Origin of the sequence: Clostridium malenominatum (assembly GCF_039521365.1) — a bacterium.
GTDB lineage: Bacteria > Bacillota > Clostridia > Clostridiales > Clostridiaceae > Clostridium_AW > Clostridium_AW malenominatum.
Genome location: NZ_BAAACF010000006.1, coordinates 16,010 through 31,153 on the forward strand (window position 1 = coordinate 16,010; position 15,144 = coordinate 31,153).

General features: G+C 33.7%; 16 protein-coding genes and 1 riboswitch. Of the genes, 2 read left to right on the forward strand and 14 right to left on the reverse strand.

From position 1 onward, the window contains the following. Window positions 1-85: 85 nt before the first annotated feature. Window positions 86-376, reverse strand: a complete 291-nt coding sequence (locus ABDZ69_RS14405) for a hypothetical protein (RefSeq protein WP_343770725.1) — start codon at window positions 374-376, stop codon at window positions 86-88. 203 nt (window positions 377-579) lie between these two features. Here ABDZ69_RS14405 and ABDZ69_RS14410 point away from each other — a divergent pair, with 203 nt between their 5' ends. Beyond that, the gene (locus tag ABDZ69_RS14410; protein WP_343770727.1) at window positions 580-1,440 is read left to right on the forward strand and encodes a cation diffusion facilitator family transporter; all 861 of its coding nucleotides are present in this window, start codon (window positions 580-582) and stop codon (window positions 1,438-1,440) included. 37 nt (window positions 1,441-1,477) lie between these two features. Here ABDZ69_RS14410 and ABDZ69_RS14415 read toward each other — a convergent pair whose 3' ends face one another. From ABDZ69_RS14415 to ABDZ69_RS14475, 13 genes are all read right to left on the reverse strand, one after another. Beyond that, the gene (locus tag ABDZ69_RS14415; RefSeq protein ID WP_343770729.1) at window positions 1,478-2,089 is read right to left on the reverse strand and encodes a flavodoxin family protein; all 612 of its coding nucleotides are present in this window, start codon (window positions 2,087-2,089) and stop codon (window positions 1,478-1,480) included. Between the two features lie 13 nt (window positions 2,090-2,102). Continuing rightward, the gene (locus ABDZ69_RS14420; RefSeq protein WP_343770731.1) at window positions 2,103-3,629 is read right to left on the reverse strand and encodes a sodium:solute symporter family transporter; all 1,527 of its coding nucleotides are present in this window, start codon (window positions 3,627-3,629) and stop codon (window positions 2,103-2,105) included. After that, window positions 3,630-4,082 carry a hypothetical protein gene (locus ABDZ69_RS14425; RefSeq protein ID WP_343770733.1) on the reverse strand — a complete coding sequence of 151 codons (453 nt, stop codon included), beginning with the start codon at window positions 4,080-4,082 and terminating at the stop codon, window positions 3,630-3,632. A gap of 228 nt (window positions 4,083-4,310) precedes the next feature. Further along, a complete protein-coding gene (gene thiD, locus ABDZ69_RS14430) occupies window positions 4,311-5,087 on the reverse strand; it encodes a bifunctional hydroxymethylpyrimidine kinase/phosphomethylpyrimidine kinase (RefSeq protein WP_343770736.1) in 777 nt (258 codons plus the stop codon). Continuing rightward, on the reverse strand, window positions 5,084-5,728 hold the full coding sequence (locus ABDZ69_RS14435) for an HAD family hydrolase (RefSeq protein ID WP_343770737.1): 645 nt from the start codon (window positions 5,726-5,728) through the stop codon (window positions 5,084-5,086). The genes thiD and ABDZ69_RS14435 overlap by 4 nt, the downstream gene beginning before the upstream one ends. Continuing rightward, window positions 5,725-6,366, reverse strand: a complete 642-nt coding sequence (thiE, locus tag ABDZ69_RS14440; protein WP_343770738.1) for a thiamine phosphate synthase — start codon at window positions 6,364-6,366, stop codon at window positions 5,725-5,727. The genes ABDZ69_RS14435 and thiE overlap by 4 nt, the downstream gene beginning before the upstream one ends. After that, complete coding sequence (gene thiM, locus ABDZ69_RS14445) at window positions 6,353-7,177, reverse strand: hydroxyethylthiazole kinase (RefSeq protein WP_343770739.1); 825 nt, start codon at window positions 7,175-7,177, stop codon at window positions 6,353-6,355. The genes thiE and thiM overlap by 14 nt, the downstream gene beginning before the upstream one ends. Continuing rightward, the gene (gene cytX, locus ABDZ69_RS14450; protein ID WP_343770741.1) at window positions 7,159-8,355 is read right to left on the reverse strand and encodes a putative hydroxymethylpyrimidine transporter CytX; all 1,197 of its coding nucleotides are present in this window, start codon (window positions 8,353-8,355) and stop codon (window positions 7,159-7,161) included. The genes thiM and cytX overlap by 19 nt, the downstream gene beginning before the upstream one ends. A 79-nt stretch (window positions 8,356-8,434) precedes the next feature. Beyond that, window positions 8,435-8,544: riboswitch (TPP riboswitch) on the reverse strand. Window positions 8,545-8,603: 59 nt separating this feature from the next. Beyond that, window positions 8,604-9,770: a M20 metallopeptidase family protein gene (locus ABDZ69_RS14455; RefSeq protein ID WP_343770743.1), complete on the reverse strand. Its 1,167-nt coding sequence runs from the start codon at window positions 9,768-9,770 to the stop codon at window positions 8,604-8,606. Window positions 9,771-9,869: 99 nt separating this feature from the next. Further along, window positions 9,870-11,036: a M20 metallopeptidase family protein gene (locus tag ABDZ69_RS14460; protein ID WP_343770744.1), complete on the reverse strand. Its 1,167-nt coding sequence runs from the start codon at window positions 11,034-11,036 to the stop codon at window positions 9,870-9,872. Between the two features lie 59 nt (window positions 11,037-11,095). Next, entirely contained in the window at window positions 11,096-12,274 is a 1,179-nt protein-coding gene (locus ABDZ69_RS14465) for a hypothetical protein (protein ID WP_343770746.1), read from the reverse strand. Window positions 12,275-12,523: 249 nt separating this feature from the next. After that, window positions 12,524-13,846 (reverse strand): 2-hydroxycarboxylate transporter family protein, encoded by a 1,323-nt coding sequence (locus ABDZ69_RS14470; protein WP_343770747.1) that lies wholly within the window; start codon window positions 13,844-13,846, stop codon window positions 12,524-12,526. Window positions 13,847-13,973: 127 nt separating this feature from the next. Then, window positions 13,974-14,480, reverse strand: a complete 507-nt coding sequence (locus tag ABDZ69_RS14475) for a GNAT family N-acetyltransferase (protein ID WP_343770749.1) — start codon at window positions 14,478-14,480, stop codon at window positions 13,974-13,976. 189 nt (window positions 14,481-14,669) lie between these two features. Between ABDZ69_RS14475 and ABDZ69_RS14480 the strand changes: the two genes are divergently transcribed. Further along, window positions 14,670-15,134: a hypothetical protein gene (locus ABDZ69_RS14480; protein ID WP_343770750.1), complete on the forward strand. Its 465-nt coding sequence runs from the start codon at window positions 14,670-14,672 to the stop codon at window positions 15,132-15,134. Window positions 15,135-15,144: the final 10 nt, after the last annotated feature.

Sequence of the window (15,144 nt, forward strand, 5' to 3'; positions counted from 1 at the left end):
TAATCCCTATGTAAATTGTACCATATTTTGCATAATACAAAAGGGACTTTGTTACACAAAATCCCTTAATCCGTTATTAATTATTTTACAATAGATTTTTTTCTCTTAATCTTTTCGTACTCTCAGTAATATAAAAGATATTAATTAAAAGAATCAAAGTACAACCTAATAATAATATTCCTCCCAATCCCTTTACAGCTACTATATAATGTCTGTGAAGAAATATAAAAATAATAATTAATATATTATAAATACTTTTAAGTATTCTATAGTATCCTCTTCTATACCCATCTTTAAAATATATATCTCCTATGAAGCATTCAATTGTAACCGTAGCAATTAAAGTACAGAAGAGAAATATTAGTAAATTTGTCATTATATATTCCCCCTTAGTTAGACTTCATATATATTATTATAAAGAATATATCTTGCTATAATATTACTAAATTCTTAAAATTTACTTAAGAATTTAAATACCAAACGACATTCTTTATCAATTGAAAATAAATGTCACTGTATCCATTATATATATTCATCATATTATAATATTAACTATATTATCAATTGAGAGGTATTAGAATGGATAACGTAAAAATAGGAACTAAGGCATCTTGGAACTCTATAATAATTAATATATTATTATCCTTATTTAAACTGACTGGAGCAATACTTGGTAAAAGTACTGCAATGCTTGCAGATACTGTTCATAGTTTAGCAGATATAGCTACCACTATAGTAGTAATAATAGGATTAAAAGTTTCAAATAAAGAAGCTGACGAGGACCACCCCTATGGTCATGAAAAGTTTGAATCTGTATTCACTAAAATTATTAGTTTCTTATTAATATCTACAGGACTTTCCATAGGATACAAAGGAATAAATGATTTAATAAAAGGTAGCCTCATAGTCCCAGGTAAAATAGCTTTAATGGCTGCATTAGCATCAATAATAGTAAAAGAATCTTTATATTGGTATACAATAATTATAGCTAAAAAAATCAAAAGCACTTCCATGGAAGCAGATGCATGGCACCATCGTTCAGATGCAATTTCTTCTATAGGAACTTTTATAGGAATTTTTTTCGCCCGAAGAGGCTTTAAAATATTTGACCCACTAGCAGCTATTGTGGTATGTATAATCATTGTTAAAGTAGGAGTAGAATATTATCTAAAGGCAGTAAATGAACTAGTTGACCATAGGGCTAGCAATGAAATCATAGAACAAATTCATTCCATTACTAGAAGTATACATGGCGTTAAAGAAATAAAAAGTCTTAAGACTAGGATATTTGGAAATAAAATATATGCAGATGTAGGTATTTCTGTAGATAAAAATATTTCCATAGAAGAAGGACATAAAATTGCAGAAACTGTCCATAAAAACATTGAAGAGAATTTACTTGATATAAAACACTGCACCGTAATAATACTTCCTAATTAAAATAGAGTGGACGTAACGTCTACTCTATTTTAATTATTTAATCATTTAATTTTGTAATAACATGATTCATATTATGAGCTAAATGCTTCATTATACTTATACCTTCACTATCTTCATTAGCATTTACCCTTCCAGAAGTTCCAGCTGTCCCTACTGTCCAATAATTAGATCCCGTTATTATAAAATCATTAACTGTAGCCCAAAGGGTTAACTGTGCTAAGGCAAATGTTTGTCCTGTTTTTCTTGCTACGGTGACAGGAGCAAATACCTTGTTAGAAAATAACATCTGTCCCCATTGGTATTTTCCGTCCTCTGTTTTTAAATTATTGCTTACCCAACGCCCTGAGAAACCAGCTCTATCTAATAGTGCCTTTAATCTTGGAGTTATAGAGCCGTTATACACAGGAGATCCAACAATTATCCCATGTGCCTTAGCCATTTTATCAAAAATTTCATGAAAGTCATCTTCAATGACACATCTTTTATTTTCTATACATTTATAACATCCTTCACATTGATTTATGTTTTTGTCTCGTAGTCTAATTAATTCTACTTCAAAACCATTTTCCTTTAAATCATCCAATACTAAGTTAATATAAAACTCTGTATTGCCTATTCTTGGACTTCCACAAATTCCGATAACCTTCATAATATTTTCCTCCTTATAATTCAATTACTGCCTCCACTCTCTTATCCAATTCAGCTCCCGTAGCTCCATTGGTAAATAGTGAAACTACGAAAGTTACAAGCATAGCAGCTGTTATTACGTTAACGTACCATGGCAGACCACCTGGCCATTTAAAACCAGTACTATTTAAATATAAGGAAAGTATATTTAATACCAATGCAGTTATTAACCCAGCATATACTCCTTGACTACTAGCTCTCTTCCAAAGCAATCCTGTTATAAACACTGGGAATGTAGCAGACATCAATGTTCCCCAACCAAAAGTTCCAAGTATAGCAACTGCTTCACCACTAGTTAAAGCAAATATTATAGATAATATTCCAATAATAAATGTTGCAACTCTTGACAGTGCCATTTGTTTTTTAGGTTCAATTTTCTTACCTAAAGCATTTGGTATATCTCTTGAAATTATAGTAGCAGATAAAGTTAAAAACATACTTGCGGTAGACATAGACGCTGCTAACACTGCTGCATATACAAATAATTGTGCATACACACCAACATAATCAGCTACAGCAAATATTGAATTATCACCATTGGTTAATGGAGGTATTAAACCCTTTCCTACCAAATATAGTGCAGCATAACCCATAGCTACAGCAAAGAATCCTACCACCATGTGACCAAGTGCAGCATATAAACCTAACTTTGGCATATCTTTTGGGTTTTTTAATGCATACATTCTTGTCAAAACTTGAGGTTGCCCCATAGTTCCTAATATAGGTATAAACATCCAAGTTAAAGCTATAGAACCTGGTAGTGTTCCCCAAGCGTTCATGGCTTCAGGCATAAATTGCTTTACTACTTCTTTACCATTTACTGTACCAGTTACTTTTCCAACATTTGATACTACTTCTACTACTTCTTTAAAACCACCTGTAATTGAGAAAAATGCAAATATCATTATTATACCAGCTAGTACCATTATTAAACCTTGAAATGCTTGAGTTAATACCCCTCCCACTTCACCACTCATAGCTGTGTAGGCCGTAAGTATTCCAAATATAAAGAACCCAGCAAACATTGGTTTCCAGCCTAGAAGGTGAGCAAATAGAGCTGAACATGCACTAATTTGTGATGCTAAATAAGCTATTGATCCTATGAATAATATTATTGAGAGAGTGATTTTTATTCCATTATGACCATTATATCTCAAATCTGATATATCTCCTAGAGTTGCAATTGGAGCAACTTCCGCCATGGCTCTAATTTTTTTACCTATAGCAATATAAGCCATAGAAAATGCCGAAGAAGATAACATCCATAAAGTCATAGTATTTCCAAAGGAATAAATAGTACCGGGTACCCCTACTATAGCAAAGGCACTCCCTACTGCTGCTAAAGTAGATAAGCTAACTACCACGGGACCAAAAAGAGCTGTTCCACCAAAGAAGGATTGAGGATCTGAAGCTTTTTCCCTAGAAGCCCATCCGATTATAAAAGAAACCACTATCATTGCAAATGAAAAACCTACAATTAGATATTTAACGCTCGTTGACATTTAACATTCCTCCTTTGCAGAATTTAAAACTTGAATTTTATTTTTAAATTTGCTCCAATCCTCATCTGATAACCAATGGTCACCAAATGCTGTTAATCCCAATGTTAAAGTCAGCATACCACCTATCCAATATGTCAATACTGTAAATGCAAAGGAAGGGTGGAATCCTAAAATTGTAAAGTTCGGCATTTTCCCTGCAAAGATATCTGCATAATATTTTGATAAGAAAAATCCCACAACCCATAAAATTGACCAAGAAAGCAATGTTGTTACAAAAAACTTCATGTCTAATTTTCCATTTCTCGCTGAACCAAGCATCATGTAAAGAAGCATTAATATTACACTAGCAATTAAGCTTATAAACCATTGCCCTTTCCATGCACACAGAGTAATCAATACCCATAACATTGTAATAACTAACATGATTCCAGTTTTTTTGTTACCTAATTCCATGATAAACCTCCTCATTAAAATAATTAGTTGTACCTATTATCAAAGCAATTACCATGCCAATTGAATGTTTATCATACTATTGTTATATTGAGGAGTTTTTTATATAGAATTTTTAGAATTTTGTAACACTTTATATCGTAACATACATGATACATTGAATATGTTTATGTTACATTTAGAAATTTTTAATATAAGTAGAAAAGAGCAGGCTTTTAAACCTACTCTTTCTTACTTATAACAATGATTAAGAGGACCTCTTCCTCTTCCTAAATCAAGATTTGCTTTTATTGCTCCACTTATATAATCTTTAGCTTTTTCTACGCTCAGTTCTACATCCTCTTCTTTGTCAAGGTTGCAAGCAATAGCAGAGGAGAGAGTGCATCCTGTTCCATGGGTATTAGGATTGTCTACTCTCGGAGAAGGATACCAAGTAAATTTCCCATTATTATAAAGTAGATCATCGCTACACTCTGAAAGGTGTCCCCCTTTTACTAAAATATTTCCCTTATAGCTTTCTGAAATTTTCAGTGCCGCTTTTTCCATATCTTCCTTACTTTTTATTTCAAATCCACATAAACATTCTGCTTCATATATGTTTGGAGTGATAATTGTAGCAAGAGGTATAAGCTTTGTAATAAGGGCATCCATAGCATCATCGTTTAAAAGTCTACTTCCACTGGTGGAAATCATAACAGGGTCCACTACTATGTTTTTGGCTTTATATTGGATTAGCTTTTCAGCTATAATATCTATAATTTTAGCAGAAGACACCATTCCTATCTTAATACTATCTGGAAATATATCCTTCATAACACAATCTATTTGATTTCCAACAAATTCTGGAGTAACTTCAGAAACGCCATATACTCCTGTTGTATTTTGAGCAGTTAATGCGGTAATAACACTCATAGCATACATCTTATGGGCAGTAATAGTTTTTATATCAGCTTGAATTCCAGCCCCTCCACTACAATCTGAACCTGCTATACTTAATACTTTTTTCATTTTATTTCCCTCATTTCTTTAAAAGAACTTATATAATAATCACAAATTTTTTTAATGTTCTCTCTGTCATCTTCAGCGGTTTTATCATGCACCCCTACCACATAAAATCCAGCCTTCTTTGCACTTTCTATGGCATGGAGCGCATCCTCAAAAACTACAGTTTCCTTTGTCCTTGCCCCAAGTTTCTGACCAGCTAGATTGAAAAATTCTGGACTTCCCTTAGAAATTCCTACATCACTACTAGTTAATATAAACTCAAAAAAATCATATACATTTAATCTTTTAAGTGCGGATACTGCACAAGAATATTCACAAGCTGTGGCAATACACATTTTTACATCATTAAATTTCAAATATTTCAGATATTCTAAAACAAAAGGTTTTAATGTAACCTCATGTTTATACTTATTCTCTACCATTTTACATATCTCAGAAATTAATTCATTCTGTGTTCTTCTTATGTGAAATTCTTTAATAAGATACTCCGATGATTGCTGTAAACTCATAACCTTTAATACATTATCTATGTTATCTGGAGGTGTAACGCCATGGCTTTTCAGAACTTCCCTTCCCACATTACTCCACATCTCCATAGAATCTAAAAGTGTGCCGTCTAGATCAAATATAGCATAGGAAATCATAGGCTTACCATTTTTCTTGATAATTCTAAAAGTTCACTGGTAGCTTTACTTATATCCTCTTCTGCAAATATGGCAGATATTACAGCAACCCCATGAACCCCACTGCCTGTAAGTTCCAAAATATTATCTTTATTAATTCCACCAATAGCTACAACAGGAATCTTAACTGATCTGCAAATTTCTTTTAATGTATCCATAGAAACGGTATGAGCATCCTTTTTTGTTGATGTGTTAAACACCGCTCCAACACCTATATAATCTGCGCCGTCCTGCTCTGCTTTTATGGCTTGTTCTACTGTTTGTGCTGACACACCTAATATCTTATCTTTTCCAATTAGTTTTCTTACATCCCTTGCACTCATATCACTTTGCCCTATATGTACACCGTCTGCATCGCAAGCAATGGCAACATCAATATTATCATTTATCACAAAAGGAACATTATTACCTTTTGCAATCTCCTTTATTTTTTTACCTTCTGATATAAATTCATCTAAAGGCATAGATTTTTCTCTTAGCTGAATAAAGGTTGCACCTACCTTTAAAGTCTCCTCTACCTGTAAATACAGTGAGTTTTGTCCAAGCCATGTTCTATCTGTTACTACATATAGTAGCATAGATTCTTTATCTACTTTCAATTTTCATTTCCTCCTTTAATACATCATAATTAAACTTACTCATATAATCTATTAAGCTTGTTCTAAAAGAAGATGTTCCTCCTTCTGTTTTTAAGACTTTTTTATATGCAAGTTCACCACAAATTCCCATACTACATACAGCGGCAGCCGTAGCATCTAATAGGTTATCACAGTTAGCACCGCAAAAAGCACCTATGAGACTTGTTAGCATACAACCAGCACCTGTAATTTTCCCCATCATTGAATGTCCATTTTTTATTATATATGTTTTATTTAAATCAGTAACTATATCCAATGCCCCAGTTATTGCTATAACCGCTCCAGTTCTTTCACTTAAAGTCTTTGAAAAACTTACAACTTCATCAATATTTTTTTCTGTCACAATATCTGCTATATTAGCATCAACTCCTTTTGTAGAGGAAGTTCCTGAATAAACAGCTTTAATTTCTGATATATTTCCACGGACAACAGAAAATTTAACTTCTTTTATTAGCCTAAAAACTGTTTCCGTTCTCAATGAGGATGCCCCCGCACCAACAGGATCTAATATAACAGGATGACCTAATGAATTTGCCTTCTTACCTGCTATTATCATAGCATTAATTGTTCTTTCATTAAGTGTTCCTATATTAATTACCAAGCTATTACAGATGCTTGTAATTTCTTCTACCTCTGAAATGTCGTCAGCCATTATAGGTGAGCCACCGCAAGCCAATATTATATTTGCACAATCATTTACAGTAACATAATTAGTAATATTGTGCACAAGTGGAGTTTTAGCAATAACATTTTCTAAGATTTTTTTAAACATAATTTCATTCCTCCATTTATTAAAATGCAAATAATACTTATACCTAACATGACGGGAAGAGTTATTCCAAGGGGTGAATTATATGGCATGAATTTTCTATACCCTATTATACCAATTAACCAAATAACTGTGTTTTTAATATTAATATTATTATTTTCATTTACAGATTTGTTGTTTAAAATAAAGTAATCTGTAATGAGTATTGCAAATAAAGGCGCAAACACAGAACCTATCAAATATAAAAAGTTTTCATACTGAGTAATAGGAATAAATATTGCCATAAGCATCCCTAAGAAACAAACAACTAAAGCCGCAATTTTTTCACTTACTTTATTATTTATATTTACAAAGCTTACTCCAGCTGAATATACATCTAGAAAAGTTGTTGTAACAGTTGAAAAAAGAACTATTATTAATGCTACAAAGCCAAGTCCTGCTAAAAGTAAAATCTCTGTGATATCTGAAGTTCCTGCAAAAAGCGATGCACCTAAGCCAATAATATACATAAATGTACTTCCTATAAAATACCCTAGTGCACTTACTAACGTACCTGATTTTTCATTTTTTAAGTTTCGTGTGTAATCAGATATTAACGGAAGCCAAGATAAAGGCATTATAGCGCTTAATTCTACAGCTGCGCCAAAAGTCATCATATCCGTACCCATATACTCTCCAGATCCTGTCCCAAACACAGTGATTCCAAGAATCATAGTAAAAACAAATAATGCCCCTACAGCAACTATATTAATTTTAGATAAATTTGAAACACCAACTATGATCCATATAGCAATTAATATCGCAATCAATATGCACCATAAAATTTCATTTTGAAAATTCATTATATATTTTGTTCCAACATCAAATGCTTTTGATCCATTAATTATCATTACAGCTGTCCATCCAAGTAGCTGCATAATATTTAATATTGAAAAGAGATAAGAGCCATATTTCCCAAAAGAAATACGAGTCGATTCTATTGCCGAAAGTTTACTTTTTGCTCCAATAAATCCAGCAGCATAAAAAATAATCCCCCCGATTATATGTCCAATAAAAATAGCAATTATACCTCTCTTAAGCCCTAATGGCGCAATAAGTGCACCTGTAAGAATTTCAGCTATTGAAACTGCTGCCCCGAACCATAATAAGAATTGACTAAAGTTTGATAACTTTTTTTCCATAGTTTATTACATCCTTTCGTGCTTTTGGCAAAATAAAATGGGATATACCACGCAGTATATCCCATTAATTAACATTAAGTAATTAACATAAATCTCTTTCCCTACGTTGGCATTATCCAAATCAGGTTAAAGGGTCGAAACTTATTTGTTTCCTCTCAGCCTGCAACACAAGCTCCCCTGTTTCTATATTCTATTCTTTAACATTTTATCATCTAAATTTATATTTGTCAAAAACTTGTTTACAAGCTTTATTTTAAATAATCTAGTGCTACTTGTGCATAGGTTGCCGCACCAATTGGCATAGCATCTTCATCTATATCAAAGAAATTTGAATGATGGGAGTAACAGCAGTTTTTTTCTTCGTTGCGTCCACCCAAGAACATTAGGGCCCCTGGTACCCTTTGGGCATACTCTGAAAAATCCTCTGAACCCATAACCTTTGCCATGGGGATAAGATTTTCTTCTCCAATCAATTTAGATACAGTTTCTTTCACAAGCTTAACAATATTTTCATCGTTAATAGTTGGACTGCACATAAAATCATAATTAAATTCATATTCACATCCATAAGCTTCACAGGTACTTTTAATCATAGTTTCCATCCATTTTGCCATAGCTTCCCTGCTTTCCTGCGTAAAGGATCTATTGCATCCGCCTAATTCAGCCTTTCCAGGTAATACATTAAATCTTTCCCCTGCATTTATTGTTCCTACATTGATAACTATAGGATTTCTTATGTCATTTTGTCTAGTAACTATGGTATGAAACCCATTTAAAATAGCGTTCATACAAGTAATGGCATCTACTCCTTGCCAAGGAGAAGAACCATGACAGGATCTACCTTTTATTGTTAGTTTCCAAAAATCTACTGCCGCCATCATAGGGCCTGGTTGAATACTAACCTTGCCTACTGGTACATCTGACCATATATGCATTCCAAAGGTCATATCTACCTTAGGATTTTCTAACACCCCACCTTCAATCATCTTTTTAGCTCCACTTACTATTTCCTCAGCTGGTTGAAATATAAACTTTACAGTACCCTTTATTTCATCTTTCATTTCTAATAAAATTTTTGTAGCCCCAAGGAGCATTGCAATATGTGCGTCATGGCCACAAGCATGCATCATTCCTGGCGTTTTAGATGTATAAGCTAGTCCCGTTTCTTCATTTACGGATAGGCCATCTATATCCGCTCTCAGCGCAACAACTTTCCCTTCCTCTTTTCCTCTAAGTATTCCAAGTACGCCTGTTTCACAAGGGCTTGAAACTTCTAGACCCATTTTTTCAAGTTCTTCCCTTATCCTTTTAGAAGTTCTAAACTCGCTAAAGGAAGGTTCTGGATGCATATGTAGATCTCTTCTGATGTCCACCATCCAGTCATAATATTTTTTAGCACTTTCTAATGTTTTCATGAAAAATTCCCCCTTTCTTATATTATATTCCATAAATTTAAATATATTAAAAAAACGTCTCTATATATCAAATAAATGATATGTAGAGACGTTTTTTATTTAACTTAAATAATCTAGTGCTACTTGTGCATAAGTTGCAGCTCCAATTGGCATAGCATTTTCATCAATATTAAAGAAATTTGAGTGATGTGAATAGCAACATTTCTTTTCTTCGTTGCGTGCTCCCAAGAACATTAGAGCTCCAGGTACCCTTTGAGCATATTCTGAGAAGTCTTCAGATCCCATAACTTTTTCCATAGGTATAAGATTTTTTTCATCGATTAACTTAGATACAGCCACCTTTATAACCTTAGAAACATTTTCATCATTAATAGTTGGGCTGCACATAAAATCATATTTAAATTCATATTCACATCCATAAGCTTCACAAGTACTTTTAATCATAGTCTCCATCCATTTTGGTAGAGATTCTCTACTTTCTTTTGTAAAGGTTCTGTTCATTCCAACTATTTCTGCTTTTCCAGGTACTACATTAAATCTTTCCCCTGCATTTATTGTTCCTACGTTTATAACTATAGGATTTCTTATGTCATTTACCCTTGTAACAATTGTATGAAGACCATTTAATATAGCAGTCATACATGTAATTGCATCTACTCCTTGCCAAGGTGAGGAACCATGACAAGCCTTGCCTTTTATGTTTAACTTCCACACATCTGCTGACGCCATCATAGGTCCTGGTTGAATACTAGCCTCACCGGTAGGCACATCTGACCATATATGCATTCCAAAGGCCATGTCCACCTTAGGATTTTCTAATACTCCTCCTTCAATCATCTTTTTAGCTCCACCAGCTACTTCTTCTGCTGGCTGGAAAATAAATTTAACAGTACCTTTTATTTCATCCTTCATATCCGATAAAATTCTTGCAGCTCCAAGAAGCATTGCAGCATGTGCGTCATGGCCACAAGCATGCATCATTCCTGGGGTTTTAGAGGCATAATCTAGTCCCGTTTCTTCATTTACTGATAAGGCATCTATATCAGCTCTTAATGCTACTACCTTTCCTTCTTCTTTTCCTTTAAGTATTCCAAGTACTCCTGTTTCACAAGGACTTGACACCTCTATCCCCATCTTCTCAAGCTCTTCTTTTATCCTTTGAGAGGTTTTATATTCCCCAAAGGATGGTTCAGGATTCATATGAAAATCCCTTCTTATTTCTACCATCCAATCATAATATTTTTTTGATATTTCTAATGCTTTCATTGTAAAATCCTCCTTCTTTATAACTTTCAACTGTACAGTGTTAAATTAAAATACTAAAACTAAATCATTTTCACCATTATTCCCGCAAGTATTACTGATGCAATAGTAACTGTTACAAAGCCTGCAATAAGCATTTTGGGCATGATTTCGTTTAAAATCAACTGTTTTTCTTCTTCAGTTTTTCCTTCCGCGTTGGCAACTTCCTGAGATATTATAAAGGTACCTGGAAAACCAAATAATGCAGTAATGCCAATTGATAAAGACATCTGCCAGCTGATTCCTAGCATTTTTCCAACAGGAATACTCGCTAAAGCTATACCTATAGTTCCTAAAGTTAAGCTTGCAGCTAATGGCCATAATAATCTTGAAACCATTTCTGGTGTAGCACTTGCTAAGTTAGAATATATAACTGTCAACAAAGTTCCCATAGCTAGTCCAAAAGATTGAGACTTTGTAAGGATATCACTTTCTAAAAATCCTATTTCTTTTAAAATAATTCCTATAATTAGACATACTACATACTTGTTAACAACTCCATTGGTTAGAGCAGCTATCTTATAGCTCAGGAATGCGGCTAAACCAAGCTTTGCAAGCAAAATTGATGGTGTTTGTAGTTCTTTTGGTAAATCAGGAATTATCTTAAACTTTGATTTCTCTTCTTTAGCTGCTGCAACTTCTCCCTTTGATATATTATATTCACCTGATTTTAATTTATTTGAAATTCTTTTAGCTTCTTTACGCAAACAAATAGAAGCTATGGGATAACCAAAGAAACCTTGTACTACTACAAGCAAAGTTGAAAAAACCATAATAGTTTCAAGCCCCTTTGCTTTAGCTGCTTCTCCCATCATTATCCCGGCTACAACTCCTCCCGCTATAGGCGGTGCTGCAGCTACTGAATACTCTCTCCCTATAATTGGAGTACCTGCTAAATACACAAAAACAGCTATACCAACAATAGATGCTATAGATATAGCTACCGTTTTCCATTGTTTTATAAGTTCTCTAACACTCATAAGAGTACCCATATGAGTAATTAAAATACCAATAAGTATACTTCCTAAAGGTAACAATGCTGAATCTTTAAATATGGTTTTTGGAAGCCCCACCCAAAAACCTAAAAGTAATACCACTGAAGATACGAACATCGTTGAAACAATTGCCTTTGTTTTTGATGAAATAATATCTCCAGCTCCAAAAATAATGAATAATACCGTGAATGCTAATAAGCCATCCATTTTAAAGCCCCCTTAAATATTTTTATAAAAAAGCCTCTATACATCAAAATAAATGATATATAGAGACACTTTTATTTTCCTTCAAGCCCCAAGCTGATATTAAAATAGATGGTATCATAGTTTTTTAAGGCTTGTCAACCATATTTATGAAATAATTTGAATTATTTACATTTTAATTTTTTTAAGATTTATCCTGCATAATTTAAAATTTAATTTAAATTACGTCATATCTTTATCTTGCAGTATAAGTTATGAGAATATTTTAATTAATGCACTAGCAATAATTAAAATTAATGCCCCTCCTATTCGAGAAGATATTTGAGCAAAAGGCATAAGTACCATTCTCTTTGAGGCTGATAAAACAGCCACATCCCCTGTTCCCCCCATATTTGCCATACATAACCCTCCTGTTATAGCCGCCTCTATTGGATAGAACCCTACAATACGCCCAACTAATGCCGCTCCTAACATTGAACCAATAACTGTTACTATAACTAGTATTAAATATTGGCCACTTAAAGCTTCAAGTACTTGCCCTAAATCAGTATAAGCTACTCCTATTCCCACTAATAGAGGTGCTGTAAAGTTTTTAGCTACAAACTGATACCATTGAGTTGCTGCCAATTCATATTTCCTTGGCAATAAATTAAGTATTTTAGCTGCAGCTACCGATAAAATCATCCATGCATATTGATGCACTCCTGGTATAAATTTAGCTATTATTCCTCCTAAGCAGAAAAAGGATAGAGCTATAAGTAGACCATTTCCCATTTCTAAAAGATTTAGTTGAAATACCTCTTCTTCATCTTTAACTGCTTCTATAGTATTATCTATTAACATATCTCCATTTCCAGTTAAACTTGGTTTTGCTTTGCCTAATTTATCTAAAAGTCCTGCGGAAACTATAGAAAAAGCATTTCCAAGTGCCACTGCCGGTACCATGATTGATAACATTTGTGCTGGATCTGCATTAAATCCTGCACCAAAAATTTTTGAAAGTGGCACTGCCCCCGCTCCCATGCCTCCACCAATTATAGGAATACCTATATAAAATATAGCCTTTGTTGCACCATATCCCATTAAAGCACCAGCTATTCCAACAAATAGTAGCGAAAACACAACACAACCAAGTATAGTTGGAAGATATCTTACAGAAGCTTTAACTAGAAGACTCCTATTCATTCCAAGTATACTCCCTGTAATTAAAGCTGCTATATAAAAGTCCAAAAAACCTTCTTTTGTCATGAAATTAGTAAGAATATCTACTGTCCCTTTAGGAAAAATGTTATAAGTTACAAAGGCTGCCGACGCAAAAATTACAACTATAGGGCCTCCACCTAAGTAATCCTTTACAATAGGAAGATGATCTCCTATCTCATTTAAAATTGCTCCAACCACCATCATTACTGCTAATGCACCAATCATTCCCTTAGGTAATACATTTAGATACACAGCACCTAATACTACTAATGTCAGGATAGAAAACATTGGTATGGATAATCCTATAATTTTGTAGCCATCTCTTTTAGTTGTCTGTTCAGTGCCTCTCCCCAATGAAGTATTATTTGACATATTGACCCCCCTTAATTTTATTCATAAAAAAATATTCTAAACACTCCCTACTATTAGTATAGAATGTTTAGAATATTTTGAATACATTTTGGTAATAAGTTACATATTGGTCTTTATTATCACTTTGTTAAAAATTTCTCCCTAGTTCTTTTAAGGTATTTCCTGTTACTCTGTGTACTGTCCACTCCTCCATGCGCATAGCTCCTAAGCTTTTGTAGAAGTCTATAGACGACTTATTCCAATCTAAACAAGACCATTCTAATCTTCCACAGTCTCTTTCTAAAGTTAGCTTTGCTAAATATGAAAGCATAACCTTTCCAAAGCCTTTTCCTCTCATCTCAGGTCTTATATATAAATCCTCTAAATAAATACCTGGTTTTCCTAAGAAGGTAGAAAAATTATGAAAGAATAGAGCAAATCCTACAGGAATTCCTTCATACTCTCCTATAATCACTTCCGCAGACCTTTTGAGAAAAATTGATTCTTTTAGAATTTCCTCTGTAGCTACTACTTCATTAGACAATTTTTCATATTCTGCTAACTCTTTAATAAAATTTAATATTAGCGGCACATCCTCTTCCTTACTAAATCTAATATTGAAGTTATCAATAAATGTAATAATTTCTTTACTCATATTTCGCTCTCCTTATTTTTGAAAATTTAAATATATTATAACCTTTTTCCATTACCTTGCATAATATATAATGTAGCTTTTAAAAGGAGAGTATTAATGTTTATTGATGATTTTGACTTTGACGAAACCTTAAACTTTGACGAAGCCTCAAACTTTGAAGAAGATTATAATTTCCAAGACGAATATCCTATGGAATATCGTGGGGAATCCGATGAATTTGATAGTTTTGATGAAATTGACGAGTTTTACAATAGCTGTCCCCCCAATTGTCCATACTCTCGTCAATTTTTCCCAGGACCTCCTCCAGGACGTCCACCATTTGGCCCAGGCGGTCCAGGAGGACCAGGTGGTCCCGGAATGGGAGGCCCTGGCGGTCCTGGTGGCGGCGGTCAAGGCAGACCACCCTCAGGTCCACCACCCTCATATACACCTAGTAAATCACAAGCAGGATTAGGCGCGAAGGCCGTAGATCCAGGGTCCATAAGACGTTGCAGAAATAGATTTGTATACATCTGGCTTAGAAACGGAAGATCTTTCTGGGCATGGTTAACTTTTGTAGGCCCTAGATCTGTATCTGGATTTAGATGGAATGGTTTCTTCTGGGTATATTTTGGAATTGATTTAAGAAGAATCGATGAGTTTATTTGCTTTTAAAAAATAGGAA